At 62.8% G+C, this 15778-nt stretch carries 18 protein-coding genes; 10 read left to right on the forward strand and 8 right to left on the reverse strand.

Annotated elements, in window-relative coordinates; genetic code table 11:
- Positions 1-64: 64 nt before the first annotated feature.
- A complete protein-coding gene (locus IP85_RS03315) occupies positions 65-454 on the forward strand; it encodes a DUF1036 domain-containing protein (RefSeq protein ID WP_085942941.1) in 390 nt (129 codons plus the stop codon).
- Positions 454-1893 carry a pyruvate kinase gene (gene pyk, locus IP85_RS03320; RefSeq protein WP_054148245.1) on the forward strand — a complete coding sequence of 480 codons (1440 nt, stop codon included), beginning with the start codon at positions 454-456 and terminating at the stop codon, positions 1891-1893. Before IP85_RS03315 ends, pyk begins: the two co-directional genes overlap by 1 nt.
- A gap of 57 nt (positions 1894-1950) precedes the next feature.
- Here pyk and IP85_RS03325 read toward each other — a convergent pair whose 3' ends face one another.
- The 6 genes from IP85_RS03325 to IP85_RS03350 form a co-directional block, all read right to left on the reverse strand.
- Positions 1951-3018 (reverse strand): alpha/beta hydrolase, encoded by a 1068-nt coding sequence (locus IP85_RS03325; protein WP_156322716.1) that lies wholly within the window; start codon positions 3016-3018, stop codon positions 1951-1953.
- A gap of 78 nt (positions 3019-3096) precedes the next feature.
- A complete protein-coding gene (locus IP85_RS03330) occupies positions 3097-3732 on the reverse strand; it encodes a tetratricopeptide repeat protein (protein WP_054148246.1) in 636 nt (211 codons plus the stop codon).
- A gap of 113 nt (positions 3733-3845) precedes the next feature.
- Positions 3846-3971: a type B 50S ribosomal protein L36 gene (gene ykgO / locus IP85_RS03335; protein WP_006726873.1), complete on the reverse strand. Its 126-nt coding sequence runs from the start codon at positions 3969-3971 to the stop codon at positions 3846-3848.
- Between the two features lie 178 nt (positions 3972-4149).
- Complete coding sequence (locus IP85_RS03340) at positions 4150-5214, reverse strand: 5-(carboxyamino)imidazole ribonucleotide synthase (RefSeq protein ID WP_054148247.1); 1065 nt, start codon at positions 5212-5214, stop codon at positions 4150-4152.
- Positions 5211-5711, reverse strand: a complete 501-nt coding sequence (purE, locus tag IP85_RS03345; protein ID WP_054148248.1) for a 5-(carboxyamino)imidazole ribonucleotide mutase — start codon at positions 5709-5711, stop codon at positions 5211-5213. The genes IP85_RS03340 and purE overlap by 4 nt, the downstream gene beginning before the upstream one ends.
- A 17-nt stretch (positions 5712-5728) precedes the next feature.
- Complete coding sequence (locus IP85_RS03350; protein ID WP_006726870.1) at positions 5729-5932, reverse strand: DUF465 domain-containing protein; 204 nt, start codon at positions 5930-5932, stop codon at positions 5729-5731.
- A gap of 234 nt (positions 5933-6166) precedes the next feature.
- Between IP85_RS03350 and IP85_RS21845 the strand changes: the two genes are divergently transcribed.
- Positions 6167-6343 (forward strand): DUF465 domain-containing protein, encoded by a 177-nt coding sequence (locus IP85_RS21845; RefSeq protein ID WP_069043460.1) that lies wholly within the window; start codon positions 6167-6169, stop codon positions 6341-6343.
- Positions 6344-6488: 145 nt separating this feature from the next.
- Here the strand turns inward: IP85_RS21845 and IP85_RS03355 are convergent, their stop codons facing one another.
- Together IP85_RS03355 and IP85_RS03360 are read right to left on the reverse strand one after the other, a co-directional pair.
- Positions 6489-6749 (reverse strand): metalloregulator ArsR/SmtB family transcription factor, encoded by a 261-nt coding sequence (locus IP85_RS03355; protein ID WP_040300270.1) that lies wholly within the window; start codon positions 6747-6749, stop codon positions 6489-6491.
- Positions 6750-6833: 84 nt separating this feature from the next.
- Positions 6834-7610, reverse strand: coding sequence for a sulfite exporter TauE/SafE family protein (locus IP85_RS03360; protein WP_054148249.1), 777 nt, complete (start codon positions 7608-7610; stop codon positions 6834-6836).
- A gap of 104 nt (positions 7611-7714) precedes the next feature.
- Here IP85_RS03360 and IP85_RS03365 point away from each other — a divergent pair, with 104 nt between their 5' ends.
- The 7 genes from IP85_RS03365 to IP85_RS03395 all read left to right on the forward strand — a co-directional run bounded on the left by IP85_RS03365 (position 7715) and on the right by IP85_RS03395 (position 15778).
- A complete protein-coding gene (locus IP85_RS03365) occupies positions 7715-8362 on the forward strand; it encodes a thiamine phosphate synthase (RefSeq protein ID WP_054148250.1) in 648 nt (215 codons plus the stop codon).
- An 8-nt stretch (positions 8363-8370) separates the two neighbouring features.
- A complete protein-coding gene (locus IP85_RS03370; protein WP_054148251.1) occupies positions 8371-9561 on the forward strand; it encodes a tetratricopeptide repeat protein in 1191 nt (396 codons plus the stop codon).
- A gap of 112 nt (positions 9562-9673) precedes the next feature.
- A complete protein-coding gene (locus IP85_RS03375) occupies positions 9674-10939 on the forward strand; it encodes a DUF4010 domain-containing protein (protein WP_054148252.1) in 1266 nt (421 codons plus the stop codon).
- A 139-nt stretch (positions 10940-11078) separates the two neighbouring features.
- Positions 11079-11879 (forward strand): inositol monophosphatase family protein, encoded by an 801-nt coding sequence (locus IP85_RS03380; RefSeq protein ID WP_054148253.1) that lies wholly within the window; start codon positions 11079-11081, stop codon positions 11877-11879.
- A gap of 100 nt (positions 11880-11979) precedes the next feature.
- Entirely contained in the window at positions 11980-13011 is a 1032-nt protein-coding gene (locus IP85_RS03385; protein ID WP_054148254.1) for a flagellar motor protein MotA, read from the forward strand.
- Positions 13012-14043, forward strand: coding sequence for a peptidoglycan -binding protein (locus tag IP85_RS03390; RefSeq protein WP_054148255.1), 1032 nt, complete (start codon positions 13012-13014; stop codon positions 14041-14043).
- Between the two features lie 88 nt (positions 14044-14131).
- On the forward strand, positions 14132-15778 hold the full coding sequence (locus tag IP85_RS03395; RefSeq protein WP_054148256.1) for an FAD-binding dehydrogenase: 1647 nt from the start codon (positions 14132-14134) through the stop codon (positions 15776-15778).

Raw genomic sequence — 15778 nt, forward strand, 5'->3', positions numbered from 1 at the left:
TTTCGACCGTGCTGCGGCACGTTTTCTGAAGCCCCTCCTGATCGCGGGTGCGCTGTTTTCGCCCATGCTGGCAGCCTCTGCCGCCCATGCCGAGTTTCGTGTCTGCAACGGCACGCAGAACCTGGTCGGGGTCGCGGTCGGCTACCGGGCTGAAGAGGGCTGGATCACGGAAGGTTGGTGGCAGGTCCCTGCCGGCACCTGTGCCACGCTCATCGAGGGCGAGCTCCAGTCGCGCTATTATTATCTCTACGCTGAGGATGCCGCTCGCGGTGGTCGCTGGACTGGTGACATCAACATGTGTGTCGCCGAAAACGAGTTCAAGATCGTTGGTGTGAAGGACTGCTTCGCACGCGGCTATCAGCAGATGGGATTCAAGGAATACGACACCGGCAGGCAGGGGAGCTGGATGGTCCAGCTGTCCGATACGTCGGGCACCCAGGAAAGCCAGAACTGATGAAGCGAAACCGCAAAGTAAAGATCCTCGCCACGCTTGGTCCCGCCTCTTCCGATGAAGCGATGATCCGGAAGCTGCACGAAGCAGGGGCCGATCTTTTCCGCATCAACATGAGCCATTCGAGCCATGAGATGCTGCGGACGCTCATTCAGCGCATTCGTAGCGTCGAGGCTGCCTGTGGTCGCCCGATCGGTATCCTCGCCGACCTGCAGGGTCCGAAACTGCGGGTGGGCAAGTTTGCCGAAACGACCGTCGAGCTGAAGCCCGGCCAGACCTTCACGCTGGACAGCAACGAAGCGCCCGGTGATGCAAGCCGCGTCTACCTGCCGCATCCGGAAATTCTCGAATCGGTCAAAGTTGGTGACCGTCTGCTCATCGATGACGGCAAGCTGCATCTGAAGGCTGTCAAATGCGACGGCAAGACGATCGTCACGGAAGTCGTTTCGGGCACGAAGATCTCTGACCGCAAGGGTGTGAGCCTGCCCGACACCATTCTCGCGACCGGTGTTCTCACCGACAAGGACCGCGCCGACCTGGATGCCGTACTCGCCACCAATGATGTCGACTGGGTGGCACTTTCCTTCATTCAGCGCCCGGAAGATCTGGCGGAAGTCCGCAAGATCGCCAAGGGGCGTGTTGGCCTGATGTCGAAGATCGAAAAGCCGCAGGCCATCGAGCGTATCGACGAGATCATTGCGCTCTCCGACGCTCTGATGGTCGCCCGTGGTGACCTTGGCGTTGAAATGCCGCTCGAGCGCGTACCCGGCATCCAGAAGCAGCTGATCCGCGCCTGCCGTCGCGAAGGCAAGCCGGTTGTCGTCGCCACCCAGATGCTGGAATCGATGATCACGGCACCGGTTCCGACCCGCGCTGAAGTCTCTGACGTCGCGACCGCCGTCTTCGAAGGCGCCGACGCCATCATGCTTTCGGCCGAGTCGGCTTCCGGCCAGTATCCGGTCGAGGCCGTCGCCACCATGGCGTCCATCGCCCACACGGTCGAGCGCGAGCCTCACTATCCGGGCATCATCTATGCCCAGCGCGCCCAGCCGGAAGCGACCGGCGCCGATGCCATCTCGCTGGCTGCCCGCCAGATCGCCGAGACGCTGCGTCTGCAGGCGATCGTCTGCTACACCTCATCGGGCAATACCGGACTGCGCGCCTCGCGCGAGCGTCCCGAAGTGCCAATCATCGCGCTTTCGCCGGTCATCCAGACCGCGCGTCGCCTGTCGGTCGTCTGGGGCCTGCACTGCGTTGTCTCTTCCGAGCCGACGGATCTCGACGACATGGTCAACCGCGCCTGCCGCATCGTCGTGGAAGAAGGTTTCGGCAAGCCGGGTGACCGCATCATCATGTCGGCCGGCGTGCCGCTTGGCACACCTGGTTCGACCAACATGCTGCGCATCGCCTATATCGGTTCGGACGGTCAGTCGGGCGTCTGAGCTCGACCGCATCCTTGATCTGGAAAAGCCGCCTTCGGGCGGCTTTTTTCATGGCGGCTACTGGCCAGCCTGAAGGGAAGGGGCGGCTCCCGTCGGTACCACGCGTGTCGCGGCGAGCCTCGGCTCTGCTGCGCGCGCCATGGCTTGCAGATCGCGTGTTTCGCCTGCGATCTTCTCCAGGGCAGCGATCGCGATATCGGTCACGATGTAATCCGGCTTATGGCCGAGGCCTTCGATCCAGACCAGTTCAGAGCCCGAGATGTCGCGAGCGAGGCCCTTCGAATGGATCTCCTCCAGTACGATTTCGTCAGCGTCGCCGGTGATCACTACCGTCGGCTTGGCGATCTCGCGGTAGCGCGGGGCGAAGGTGCTCACATAGGCATGGAGGCCGGCGACATCCTTTGCGTTGGATCGGAAGGTTGAGGGGCGCAAGACGAGGGCCGGGCCGGTATCTTCGAGATAGGTGTCAGGGCGTGGATTGGGTGCGAAGACATGATCCGTCGCCGGCTCGATACGCATCATGCCCGCATGCAAAGCCAGCGTGTGGCAGAAGATCGGTCCGATCACGGGCGCAGAGGCGAGGTGGTAATACCAATCGACGCCGCCCGGCCAGGGATGCGTGGCGGCGGCCAGGAAGACGAGGCCTTCGACCTTGTCGGGATGCAGAACGCCGAAACTTGCGGTGATCGCGCCGCCGAAGGAGTGGCCGACGATGATCGCCCGCTCGATGCCCTTTTTCTCCATCAGTCGCGCGATGGCGTTGGCCTGTCCGTCCGGCGTGTCGTTCTCCGGCCCGCCGCGCTCCGAATAACCGTGTCCCGGGCGATCGACGAATAAAAGCTCGGCGCGACCGCGCAAGGGCTCCAGGAAGGCGCCCGCTTGATCCCTGAGGTTGCCGGAGGCGCCATGGATGAACACGATCGGCGGCAGGTCGGCATCGGCGTCTGCGGTGATATGCAGGGCGTTCAAACGAAAACCGCCGACATCGGTGAGCTCACCGATATTCGGCGTCTTCGCCTCAATGGCGCGGGCACGAAGTTGCGTGGCGATGGCGAGCGCCGCCAGCACGGCGATGAGGATGAGGACGATGACGAGCAAGACGAAACCGATACGGGGGAGGAGCAAGAGCGAAGCTTCCGAGCTGGACGATATGGCAACAAGATCGTGCTGCAGTGCCGTTCGTCAAGGGAGGTCGATGCTACCTTAAGTCCGCTGGCCAGCCAGTTCCTCTGACAGCTTGGCGACGATCTCCTGAGCCTCGCGGTCGGCGGGGAAGACTTCGAGGTAGCGTTCCCAGGCCTTGAGTGCGGCATCCTTGCTGCCGCGTTCGGTGAGGATGCCTGCAAGACCGGCAATGGCGCCGAAGTGGCGGGGCTCCAGTTCCAGCACCTTTTCGATGTCGGAGACGGATTTCTTGTAGTTGCCCATGGTGAAATGCAGCGTGGCGCGCTGATTCCACGCGCCGACGAAATCCGGTTTCAGGATGATCGCCTGGTCAATGAAGTCGAGGGCGGCCGCGTTGCGCTTCTCGGCGGCGGCCTTGGCAGACCACTGCATCAGGAGGTTGACCGTCGGGCTAGACGAGTCGCTCCAGGTCGCCATCGTGGAATTGGCGATCTGGCGGGCCGCCTGCGGATTGCGCTCTCGTTTCAGTTCGGCGAGCAGATCATCGACAGTCTTCGGCTTGGCTGGCGGCCTCAGTGGGATCTGTTCGACAGGTATCTCAGTCGCCTGCGTGCCACCTTGCTCTTCCGGCGCCTGTGCGGCGACGGTCCCCGCGAAGAGCAGGGCGGGCAGAAGCGGGAGGGTGAGGGCGAGTCGCAAAGAAAAACGGCGCATGAAGGGAAGGTAGTCCCTCAGCGCCGTCTTTCAAACTCAAATTTCCGATATCAACACGCCGCAGATGCAGCGGGCAGTCCGTCCGGCTCATGGGATCCTAAGATCCCGGGGCATCAGCCCTGGCGAGCCTTGAAGCGCGGGTTCTGCTTGTTGATGATGTAGATGCGGCCCTTGCGGCGAACCAGACGGTTGTCGCGATGACGGGCCTTAAGCGCTTTCAGCGAGTTCTTGATCTTCATTTTTCTGGTCCACAACGATTGTCGGGGAATGTGTCATTCACCCACTGTGTTCAAACAATCAAAAGCGCGCCGCTGGGCGCGCCCCTGAAGAGTTGGCGGCAATTAGCCCGAGGGAGGCCTTGATGTCAACATGCCCGGCGGAAAATGCGGGACACATCAGGCTAAAAAACCGGGAAAATCAGTCGCGAAACGGCAGGATTTCGGTGACATGGCCCATCTTGCGACCGGGGCGAGCTTCCGTCTTGCCGTAGAGATGGACGAGCACGTTCGGCTTTGCGAGCCAGGCGGGGACAGAATCGATGTCGTCGCCGATCAGATTCGTCATAACGCAATCGGAGTGGCGAACGGTGTCACCGAGCGGCAGAGAGGCAACCGCGCGGATGTGCTGCTCGAACTGTGAGACGATGCAGGCAGCCTCCGTCCAGTGGCCGGAATTGTGCACGCGCGGGGCGATCTCGTTGGCGATCAGGCTGCCATCTTCGAGCACGAAGAACTCCATGCCGACGACGCCGATATAGCCCAGGGCGTCCAGCAGCTTGGTCGCGGCCTCGCGGGCGGCGGTTGCTGTTTGTGGGGTAATGGCCGCGGGCTGCGTCGAGGTGTGCAGGATGCCGTTGCGGTGAACGTTCTCGGTCGGGTCGTAGCAGCGGACTTCGCCATCAGTGCCGCGGGCGGCTATGATCGAGATCTCGCGGACGAAGGGCACGAAGCTTTCGAGAATCAGCGGGACCGAGCCGAGTGCCTCATAACCACCGTCTGAGCTGTCACCCTTGCGATAGACCTTCTGTCCCTTGCCGTCGTATCCGAGGCGGCGGGTCTTCAACACGCCTTCACCGCCGAAATCGGCGAGGGCTGCTTCGAGGTCGGCCTGGCTGTCCACTGCGTGGAAACGGGCGGTCTCGATGCCGGATGCGTTGAGGAAACGTTTTTCCGTCACGCGATCCTGGGCAGCCTCGAGAGCCTTTGGCGGCGGATAGACGGGCACGCTGGCAGCCAGCGTTTCGGCGGCCGAAACGGGCACGTTTTCAAATTCGTAGGTAACGACGTCGCAGAGGCGGGCGAGTTCGGCGAGTGCTGCCGGATCGTCATAGGCTGCCGTGATCTGCTGGTTGGCCACCTGCTCAGCGGGGCTGTCGGCCTGCGGCTCGAGAATCACTGTGCGGAAATTCAGTCGGGCGGCGGACATGGCCAGCATGCGGCCAAGCTGGCCGCCACCGATGATGCCGATGGTGCGGATGGTCATGGGGCCTCGTCCACGGGATATTCGGCGACCGATGCCGTTTGGCGTTCGACCCATTCGTCGAGGCGGTCGGCGAGGTCTTCCTCGAAGATGGCCAGCACGCGGGCGGCGAGCAGGGCTGCGTTGACGGCGCCAGCGCGGCCAATGGCAAGCGTGCCGACGGGAATGCCGGCGGGCATCTGGACGATGGAATAGAGGCTGTCGAGGCCGGACATCGTTTTTGACTGAACGGGCACGCCGAAGACGGGCAGGTTGGTCATCGAGGCGACCATGCCCGGCAGGTGGGCAGCGCCACCGGCGCCGGCGACAATCACCTTGAAGCCCTCGTCGCGGGCGCCCTTGGCAAAGGCCACCATGCGGTCGGGCGTGCGGTGTGCCGAAACGATGCGGGCTTCATAGGAGACGCCGAGTGCGTCGAGCGTGTCTGCGGCATTCTTCATGGTTTCCCAGTCGGACTGGCTTCCCATGATGATGGCGACGGGCGGGCACTCAGCTGTCATCTCGTATCCTTATGCCTTCAGGCGATGATGTCGGGGATGATCTGGTCTTCCAGCGCGGTGATCTTGTCCTTGATGGACAATTTCTTCTTTTTCATCCGCTGGATCCGCAGGGCATCACAGCCAGTCGTGATCATCGCGTTGATCGCCGCATCATAGTCTTCATGTTCCTGGCGAAGCCGTGCCAACGAGAGCCTGACGTCGGCCTGTTCCTGATCGGCCATGCTTGTTCCCCATTATCGCCGTGTGGCCCATCCTTTAAGGATGCCCGGAAGATTCGCGCAAGCTCCTATCACCAAATACCGGTAACGGGAAGTTATCCTTGTCTCTGATTTTCGAGGTCGTTTTTGGCCAATTCGCCTTCGACAAACCGCATTTCTCGTGTCACATTATCTTCGCAAAGCCTGAAACTCCAGCGGATGAGGGCTGGAGGTAGGCGATAAGGAAGGACGCATCAAATGACCATACAGGCTCATCTTGAATCGCTGCAGAAGAAGCATGGAGCCCTCGAGGAAAAACTCCATGACGCGCTTGCATCCCCCTCCATCGATGACCGGCACATTGCCGAACTGAAGCGCCTGAAACTGCGTCTCAAGGATGAAATGGAACGCCTGAGGGCCTCCACACGCCACTGATCCCACCCTTCCGGCTGCGCCGGGATCTGGCGGACCCAAAGACCGATCCCGATGTATTCATGAAGCAGCCAAGACACTACCTTCAGCCCCGGAGTTCACATGACTTCGGGGCTTTTGTTTTGCCTTGACGAGTGTTTTCTGGGTTTCAGGACCAGAACTGGTCGAGCCACATGTTCATGCGGTCGAAGCCGGGTCGATTGATCACATAGATCCGCCGCGTGCCTTCGGAGCGGACATCGACAAGGCCGCTGTCGAGCAATGCTTTCAGATGTTGCGAGACCGCAGGGCGGCTGATCGGCAACTGCGCGGCCAGTTCGTTCACGGTCTTTTCCCCCCGACGCAGATCCTCGAGGATATGCCGCCGGTTCGGGTCTGCGATCGCCATGAACGGGTCTGCGTTCGTCATGCCGGAAAGGTTATGTCAAAGGCCCTTCCGCGGCAAGCGCCGATGTGCGCTGCAGCAAGCTGCGGCCGAACACGAAATCGCCCGTCAGATGCCGAAAAGCCCCCGGGTGCCGTCCCAGGTCAGCTTGCTGCCGGCGATCAGGACCATGCCGTACATCAAGGGATAGAAAATCGCCGGTTTCAGGTAATGCACGAGGCGTGCGCCTGCGAGCGTCGACACCAGCGCGATGGGCAACAGGGCCGCCGACAGGCTGAGATTGGTCGCATCCAGCTCTCCGAGCGCAAAATAGGGGATGACCTTGATCGCATTGAGGATGGCGAAGAAGCGCGTCGAGGTTCCGGTATAGGTCAGCGGATCGAGCTTCAGCGGCAGGACATAGATCTGGAAGGGCGGGCCGCCGGCATGGGCAACGAAGCTCGCATAACCTGACAGGGAGCCCCAGAAGCTGCCGGCGATCGGGCGTTGTCCGACAGGTACCGTTTCCTGGCCTTTGTAGGCCGCCCAGCTTTCCAGAAAATATTTGAGCGAAAAGACGATCGAAATGCCGCCCAGAACCAGGCGCATCGCATCGGCCGAGACATAGGTGGAGGTTGCCCAGCCGAGCCCAATGCCGATGACGGCGCCCGGCAGCATGGCCACGAGCGTTGCCTTGTTGTTATGATGGCGCCAGGCCCAGAGTGCGACGGCATCCATGACGAGAAGGATCGGTAGGAAGATCGCGGCGGCCTGCATCGGCGGTACGGCAAAGGCGAGGAGGGGCACGCCGATCAGCGCGAAAGCGCCACCGAGACCACCTTTCGACAGGCCGACAAGAGCAACAGCGGGAATGGCGACGGCATAGAAGTTCGGGTCTGTCAGCATTGCGCGGTTGATCCTTTCGGAAGAGCGGTCTATCGGATTTGTCTAGAGAAAACGAGGACGAAATCCTGAGAAACGGACCTGTCCCGCACACGGAAACACCGCGCATGATCGAAAATCGCTGCCGCCTGGTCCTCATCGTTCCCGATATGGCGGATCCCGCCGAACGCGCCGAGGTGCTCCGCAATGCGCTGCGCGGCGGCGACGTCGCATCGGTCGTCATCCCGCAGTACGGGCTCGACGACACCGTGTTCCAGAAGCATGCCGAAATGCTCGTTCCGGTCATCCAGGAGGCGGGTGCCGCTGCGCTCGTCGTCGACAACAGCCGCGTCGCCGGTCGGGTGAAGGCCGATGGATTGCATGTCACCGGCAATGCCGAAGCACTGGCAGAGGCCGTCGAGAAGCATGCGCCGAAGCTGATCGTCGGTGGTGGCAATGCGATGGACCGGCACCACGCGCTGGAAATGGGTGAGGTTCAGCCCGACTACATCTTCTTCGGCAAGATCGACGGGGACATCAAGCCGGAGGCGCATTCGAAGAATGTCGCGCTCGGTGAGTGGTGGTCGTCGATGATCGAGATCCCGGCCATCGTCATGGGGGGCTCGGATCCAGCTTCCGCGGTCGTCGTTGCCGAAAGCGGCGTCGAATTCGTGGCGCTCGGCAAGGCCGTCTTCGCCGACCCTGCACAAGCTGCCGCGATTGTGACCCGCGTGAATGCCGAGCTTGACGAAAAAGCGCCACGGTTTGAGGATTGAACCGCCTCATGCGTTCAATCTCGTCCCATCATCGCCTGATTCTCGCCGCGCTCGCCGGAGCATGCCTTGCCTTGGCCAGCCCGGTGCTGGGACAGGATAGCGAGGATGGCATCGAGATCGGCGACGCACCGGTCATCCTGCCGGCCGATCCCGATAACGCAGGCGAGATCGAACGCGGGGCACGGCCCAGCAGCAGCACGGGTGATGCCAACACGCTCGACCGCGGCGACAGGGATTCTCTGCCTCCGGTAACCAAGGGCGCGAAGCCGACGGCCGACGACAAGTCGGAGGAACTGCAGGGCATCAACATCTACCTGCGCATGGGCGCGCCACTGCCGGAATTGCCGCCCGAAAAACCCTATGATGGAAAGCCCGACGAGGCCTATGGCGCTTTCCAACGCGGATTGTTCCTGACGGCCGTCGACAAGGCGCTGCCGCGCGCCCAGCTCGGCGATCCGGCTGCCCAGACACTGCTCGCGGAAATCATGTCGCGCGGGCTCGGCGTCAAGCGCGATCTGAAGGGGGCGGCCTTCTGGTATGGCCAGGCTGCCCAGGGCGGCGATCCTTCCGCCATGTTCAAATACGCGCTTCTTCTGATGGAGGGTCGGGAGGTCCCGCAGGATCGAGCCAAGGCCGACGAGTTCATGCGGCGCGCGGCCGATGCCGGCAATGCCTCGGCGCAGTTCAACTGGGCGCAGATCCTGGTCTCGGGGACGCCCGGCGTGCGCGGCCTGACCGCCGCCATGCCCTATTACGAAAAGGCCGCCGAACAGGGAATTGCCGACGCGCAATATGCGCTGGCGCAGGTCTATTCCGCATTGAAGGACGTGCCGCCGGAAAAGAAGGCGCGCGCTCGTGAATGGATGATGCGGGCGGCTCGTGCCGGTTTCGACACGGCCCAGCTCGACATGGGGCTCTGGCTGGTCAACGGCTACAACGGCCCCCGCGACTACGAGGCCGGTTATCGCTGGCTGAGCATTGCGGCTGCACGTGGCAATGTGGTTGCCCAGAACCGGATCGCCCATCTCTATATCAATGCACTCGGTACCGGGCCCAATCCGGTCGAAGCCGCCAAGTGGTATGTGCTGTCGCGTCGTGCGGGTCTCAAGGATCCGGCGCTTGAGGACTTCTATCTGGGGCTCAACGAGGAACAGCAGAAGCAGGCTATCGATCTCGCCAACCGCTTCCGTCGGATCTGACGCAACCGCGTTCTGCGGCTGTATACCAAGTCTCGATGATGGGAACCCACAGGGTCTGGAAGCCGACTGAAGGTGGCTTATCGAGATTTGGTATCAAGGGGAGGGCGGCGGCATGGATCTGATCGATGTCTTTCAACGTCTCGGGCTTGCGATCGCCATCGGCGCCGCTGTCGGCGTCGAGCGGCATTGGCGGGAGCGTGACGAACCCGAGGGTGCACGCATCGCCGGGATCCGGACCTTCACGCTGATCGGAATGGCCGGTGGGATCAGCGGCCTCCTGGATCAAGGCATGGCGCCGTCCGGACTGTCCGGGCTGATCATTGCGAGCTTTCTGATCGTCATCTCCGTGGTTCTCCTGCGCTTTGGCCTGATGGAGGCGCGGGCCGAAGGCTCGTTCAGCGCGACGACCGTCATTGCCGGCATCACCACGTTTGGCCTCGGTGCGCTTGCTGTTGCGGGAGATATGTCGGTTGCCTCTGCGGCGGGCGCTGCCACGGTCACGATCCTTGCCAGCCGCGAATTCCTGCATGCCGCGATCCGGCGGCTGACCTGGATCGAACTGCGCTCGGCGGTCGTGCTGCTCGCCATGGGCTTGGTGCTCTTGCCGCTCATTCCGGCCGATCCCTATGGTCCGTTCGGCGGGGTGTCGCCTCGCAGCCTTGTCATCCTGGTGATCACGCTCGCCTCCATTTCCTATGTCGGCTATGTCGCGGTCCGGCTGATCGGTGGCGGGCGCGGTGATCTTGTCGCCGGTGCCGTGGGTGGGCTCGTCTCTTCGACGGCAACGACGCTCGCCATGGCGCGCCAGAGCCAGAACACGACGGCAGCCGCCGGTCCTGCGGCCGGTGCGATCGCGGCAGGGAGCATCTCGCTTTTCCGCACGGCGCTTCTCCTCCTCGCACTGGCTCCGGCGCTCGGCTGGCGCCTGTTGCCCGGCCTGCTCGTTGCCGGTGGCGTAATGCTTGCGGGTGCCATGACGGCGATCGCTCGCGGCGACACGGCGTCAGAGGCAGACCTGCCCGGTAATCCGTTCGAGCTGTCGCAGGTCATCAAGATGGCTGTTCTGATCACCGTCATCGCCTTCATCGCGCGTGCGGCAAGCCAGATCTTCGGTGACGGCGGCCTTTACGTGGTCTCGGCTCTGACGGCTCTTGCCGATGTCGATGCGGCAACGGTCACCGTTGCGGGGATGCTGCCTGCGCTTCCCATCGACGTGGCGCTCATTGCTGTCGGGATCGCCGTGAACGCCAACATGGCGGCTAAAGTGGTCTATGGGGCGGTCGCGGGTAGCCGTGGTTTTTCGCTGCGGCTTGCAGCCGCCTCGGTGGTTGCTGTCGCCGGCGGCCTGATCGTCACCTTCGCTGCAGGGCACATCTGAGCCGCATGCATGGGCCGAAAGGGCCAAGCCCCTTGAATTCCGGCGGCATTTGTGGTCTTGAACCGGCCAAACACCGCCGCCGACGCGCGCTCGCCCGTCGCCGCCTCCCGGCGTCTCCCAGTTTCAAGGAATTCGATCTATGGCCCGCTCCGCCCTTCTCAATGTCATGGTCCAGTCTGCCCTCAAGGCCGGCAAGTCGCTGTCGCGCGATTTCGGCGAAGTGCAGAACCTGCAGGTCTCGGTGAAGGGCCCCGGCGACTTCGTCTCGCAGGCCGATTTCCGCGCCGAGAAGATCGTGCGTGAAGAGCTGCTCAAGTCCCGCCCGACCTATGGCTTCCTCGGCGAGGAAGGCGAAGAGATCAAGGGCACCGACGGCGCGCATCGCTGGATCGTCGACCCGCTCGACGGCACCACCAACTTCCTGCACGGCATTCCGCAGTTCGCCGTGTCGATCGCGCTTGAGCGCAATGGCGAGATCGTCGCGGGCGTCATTTTCAATCCGGCGACCGATGAACTCTACACGACGGAAAAGGGTGGCGGCGCCTTCCTCAACGACCGTCGCATCCGTGTCGGCGCACGCAAGGTGTTGTCCGATTGCGTCGTCGGCTGCGGCGTGCCGCATCTCGGTCGCGGCCAGCACGGCAAGTTCCTCGTCGAACTGCGCCATGTCATGGGCGAAGTCTCCGGCGTCCGGCGCATGGGTGCTGCTGCCCTCGATCTCGCCTATGTCGCGGCCGGTCGTCTCGACGGCTTCTGGGAAGCGCAGCTCAATGCCTGGGACATCGCAGCCGGCATTCTCCTGATCAAGGAGGCCGGTGGCTTCGTCTCCGACATGAAGGGCGGCCAGGACATGTTCGAGAACGGCACGGTGCTTGCCGGCAACGAATATATCCGCAAGGCTCTCGAAGAGGTCGTGAACCGTCCGGTGCCGCAGGCCTGATTTCGGCCTTAGGGAAAATTTTCCCAAAGTCCGCGGCTTCAATTCGTCTCAATTTTGCACTAGCCTCCGGGTCCAAGATTCCCCGGAGGTTGAGCGTACCATGGCGAAAGTGAAGTTGGAGGATCTCGAGGTGGGCGAGACCCGTCCGGGAGCATACGGCCAGAAGCTCTCCAGCCCGATGCCCTTCTTCACGACGATGGTGATCTTCCTGATCATCGTGTGTTTCATCGCGGCAATCCTCTACCGACAGGCGCATGCTGCCTTCATCACCAATCCCGGCCTAAACGGCCTGATCCTCGGCGTTCTCGTCGTCGGCATCATCCTCGTCTTTGCCCAGGTGCTGGCGCTTCGACCTGAAGTCCGCTGGTTCAATTCCTTCCGCGCTGCCGGCGACAATGCGATGCTGGTGGGCCGCGATCCGAAACTGCTCGCCCCCATGCGGGCGCTGATCGGTGGCCGCCGCTCGATGGCGATTTCGACGGCCGCCCTGCGCTCCATTCTCGATTCGATCGGCACGCGGCTCGACGAGTCGCGCGACACCACTCGCTATCTGATCGGTCTGCTCGTCTTTCTCGGACTTCTGGGAACGTTCTGGGGACTGCTCGGCACGATCGGCTCGATCAACGAGGTCATCGGTTCGCTCGATCCTGCGTCGGGAGACAGCAATGACATTCTGCAATCGCTGAAGACGGGCCTGACGGCGCCGCTTTCCGGCATGGGCACGGCCTTTTCCTCGTCGCTGCTCGGTCTTTCAGGCTCTCTGATCCTCGGCTTCCTCGATCTGCAGGCCGGCCGTGCGCAGAACCGCTTCTACATCGAACTCGAAAACTGGCTTTCCTCCGTCACCGATCTCGACTCGGAGCGCCCCGTGGCTTCGGAATCCAACGGCGGTGTTGCGAGTGACGATATCCGCCTGCTGGTCGAGGAGATCCAGAAACTCGCCAGTCGCGAGGGCAATGATCGCTCGGTTGCCGCGATTGCCGGCCTCGCCGAGGGCATCCAGGGGCTTGTCAAGAACATGCGCAACGAGCAGCAGATGCTGCGCGACTGGATCGAGGCCCAGCAGGAAGATGCGCGCGCCATGCGCAAGACGCTGGACCGGTTGAACGACAAGATCGGCGGGGCGAAGTAAATGGCGCTCGGGCGCAACCGCCGCCGCGAGCGCGGGGTCGATTATTGGCCGGGCTTTGTCGATGCCCTGTCGACGCTCTTGCTCGCCATCATGTTCCTGCTCACCGTCTTTGTCGTCGCGCAGTTCATCCTGGGACGCGAGATCTCGGGAAAGGACGAAGTGCTGAACCGGTTGAACAGCCAGATCGCCGAACTCACCCAGTTGCTGGCACTGGAAAAGAGCGGCAATCAGGATCTCCAGGATACACTGGCTTCACTGCAATCCTCTCTCTCCTCGTCCGAAAGCGAGCGCAGCCGGCTGCAACAGTTGCTCGATAGCGGTGCGGGCTCGGCAGACGTCGCCAACCAGAAGGTTGGCCGGCTGACCGATGAACTCGATGCCGAAAGGCAGGTGAGCGCGCGGGCAATGAGCCAGATCGAGCTCTTGAACCAGCAGATCGGCGCGCTTCGTGCACAGATCGCCGCCATCGAAGGGGCACTCCAGGCCTCCGAAGCCAAGGACCAGGCCTCCCAGGCCCGCATTGCCGATCTCGGCCGCCGCCTCAATGTGGCGCTTGCCCAGCGTGTTCAGGAACTCAACCGGTATCGCTCGGACTTCTTCGGACGGCTGCGCGAAATTCTCTCCGATCGCGATAACATCCGGATCGTCGGCGACCGCTTCGTCTTCCAGTCGGAAGTGCTCTTCCCCGTCGGCGGCGCCGATCTCGATGCGGCCGGGCAGGGGGAAATGGACAAGCTCGCTGCGGCCATTCTCGAACTTGCCCAGGAGATTCCCGAGGAAATCAACTGGGTGCTCCGGGTCGACGGGCATACCGACGCATCGCCGCTCACGGGCACCGGCCGGTATCGCGACAACTGGGAGCTCTCGTCCGCGCGCGCGACATCGGTGGTGAAATACCTGATCTCCAGGGGCGTTCCCGCCAACCGCCTGGTCGCTGCCGGCTTCGGCGAGTTCCAGCCGATCGCGGAAGGCGACACGCCGGACACCCTGGCACAGAACCGTCGCATCGAACTCAAGCTGACCGAGCGCTGATTTCGTTCGCAATTGTTTGTGTGCCAGACAACTTGCGGCCTTGCTTACGTGCGCGTAAAGGTAAGAAAAGGCTTGTCGGGAGGAAGGCATGCGAGAATTCGATGTACTCGTCATCGGGGGAGGGTTGGCCGGTCTCGTTGCTGCAACCGAGGCTGTCGATCGCGGTCTGAAGGTCGCGCTGATCGATCAGGAAGGAGAGCAGAACCTCGGAGGGCAGGCTTTCTGGTCCTTGGGCGGCCTGTTCTTCGTCGACAGTCCCGAACAGCGGCGGATGCGCATTCGCGACAGTCTGGAACTCGCACGGCAGGACTGGTTCGGATCCGCCGCCTTCGACCGCACGGAAGATTTCTGGCCTCGCCAGTGGGCTGAGGCCTATCTGCAATTTGCCGCCGGCGAAAAGCGCAGCTGGCTGAAGAGCCAGGGTGTCAGCTGGTTCCCGGTGGTGGGCTGGGCCGAGCGCGGTGGCGGTCATGCCGACGGGCATGGCAACTCCGTGCCGCGTTTCCACGTCACCTGGGGCACGGGCCCCGGCGTGCTCGCGCCCATTGTGCGCCGCGCCAAGGGTGCATCGGACGAGGGCAAACTTACCTTCCTGTTCCGCCATCAGGTCGACCGTCTGACCGTGACCAACGGCGCGGTGACCGGTGCCACCGGCGTTCTTCTGGCCGGTGATGCGACGCCGCGCGGCGGATCGAGTTCCCGCAACGTCGTCGGCGATTTCGAAGTCAAGGCCGGGGCCGTCATCGTGGCCTCGGGCGGCATCGGCGGCAATCACGATCTCGTCCGCAAGAGCTGGCCGGTCGAGCGCCTGGGGCCGCCGCCGAAACACATGGTCGCAGGCGTGCCTGTCCATGTCGACGGGCGCATGCTGTCTATCACTCAGGCCGTCGGTGGCGAGATCATCAATGGCGACCGGATGTGGCACTATACGGAAGGCCTGAAGAACTGGGATCCGATCTGGCCGAACCACGGTATCCGCATCCTTCCGGGGCCGTCCTCCTTCTGGTGCGATGTCGACGGCAATCGCTTCCCGGCGCCGGCCATGCCCGGCTACGATACGCTCGGTACTCTCAAGGCAATCCGAGCGCGTGGGCACGAGTATTCCTGGTTCATCCTGACCAAGGCGATCATCAAGAAGGAATTCGCACTGTCCGGTTCGGAGCAGAACCCCGACCTGACGGACAAGAACTTGCCGCTGCTGTTGAAGCGTCTCGGCAAGAACCCGCCGGGCCCGGTTCAGGCTTTCATGGACAAGGGCGAGGATTTTGTCGTGCGCGACAATCTCGAAGATCTCGTCGCCGGGATGAACGAGCTTTCCGGCGAATACCGGCTCGGCGTCCACCATCTGCGCGCGCAGATCGAAGCGCGCGACCGGGAGATGGAAAACAGCTTTTCCAAGGATGCGCAGGTGACTGCGATCCGTGGCGCCCGCAATTATCTCGGCGACAAGCTGATGCGGACGGCCAAGCCTCATCGCCTGCTCGATCCGGCCGCCGGGCCGCTGATCGGCGTCAGGCTGCACATCTTGACCCGCAAGACGCTGGGCGGCTTGCATACGGATCTTGAGGGGCGCGTCCTGAACCGTGAGAACAAGCCGGTGCCGGGGCTCTACGCCGCCGGCGAAGTGTCCGGTTTCGGCGGAGGCGGCATGCATGGCTACAATGCGCTCGAGGGGACCTTCCTCGGCGGCTGCCTGTTCTCCGGCCGCGTGGCAGGAAGAAGCGTCGGGCGGTAA

This window comes from Rhizobium sp. AAP116, from assembly GCF_001295785.1.
Taxonomy (GTDB): Bacteria; Pseudomonadota; Alphaproteobacteria; order Rhizobiales; family Rhizobiaceae; genus Allorhizobium.

Coding starts and splice junctions, on each gene's coding strand:
- IP85_RS03315 (WP_085942941.1), top strand. CDS start 65: ATGCTGGCAGCCTCTGCCGCCCATGCCGAGTTTCGTGTCTGCAACGGC.
- pyk (WP_054148245.1), top strand. CDS start 454: ATGAAGCGAAACCGCAAAGTAAAGATCCTCGCCACGCTTGGTCCCGCC.
- IP85_RS03330 (WP_054148246.1), bottom strand. CDS start 3,732: ATGCGCCGTTTTTCTTTGCGACTCGCCCTCACCCTCCCGCTTCTGCCC.
- ykgO (WP_006726873.1), bottom strand. CDS start 3,971: ATGAAGATCAAGAACTCGCTGAAAGCGCTTAAGGCCCGTCATCGCGAC.
- IP85_RS03340 (WP_054148247.1), bottom strand. CDS start 5,214: ATGACCATCCGCACCATCGGCATCATCGGTGGCGGCCAGCTTGGCCGC.
- purE (WP_054148248.1), bottom strand. CDS start 5,711: ATGACAGCTGAGTGCCCGCCCGTCGCCATCATCATGGGAAGCCAGTCC.
- IP85_RS03350 (WP_006726870.1), bottom strand. CDS start 5,932: ATGGCCGATCAGGAACAGGCCGACGTCAGGCTCTCGTTGGCACGGCTT.
- IP85_RS21845 (WP_069043460.1), top strand. CDS start 6,167: ATGACCATACAGGCTCATCTTGAATCGCTGCAGAAGAAGCATGGAGCC.
- IP85_RS03355 (WP_040300270.1), bottom strand. CDS start 6,749: ATGACGAACGCAGACCCGTTCATGGCGATCGCAGACCCGAACCGGCGG.
- IP85_RS03360 (WP_054148249.1), bottom strand. CDS start 7,610: ATGCTGACAGACCCGAACTTCTATGCCGTCGCCATTCCCGCTGTTGCT.
- IP85_RS03365 (WP_054148250.1), top strand. CDS start 7,715: ATGATCGAAAATCGCTGCCGCCTGGTCCTCATCGTTCCCGATATGGCG.
- IP85_RS03370 (WP_054148251.1), top strand. CDS start 8,371: ATGCGTTCAATCTCGTCCCATCATCGCCTGATTCTCGCCGCGCTCGCC.
- IP85_RS03375 (WP_054148252.1), top strand. CDS start 9,674: ATGGATCTGATCGATGTCTTTCAACGTCTCGGGCTTGCGATCGCCATC.
- IP85_RS03380 (WP_054148253.1), top strand. CDS start 11,079: ATGGCCCGCTCCGCCCTTCTCAATGTCATGGTCCAGTCTGCCCTCAAG.
- IP85_RS03385 (WP_054148254.1), top strand. CDS start 11,980: ATGGCGAAAGTGAAGTTGGAGGATCTCGAGGTGGGCGAGACCCGTCCG.
- IP85_RS03390 (WP_054148255.1), top strand. CDS start 13,012: ATGGCGCTCGGGCGCAACCGCCGCCGCGAGCGCGGGGTCGATTATTGG.
- IP85_RS03395 (WP_054148256.1), top strand. CDS start 14,132: ATGCGAGAATTCGATGTACTCGTCATCGGGGGAGGGTTGGCCGGTCTC.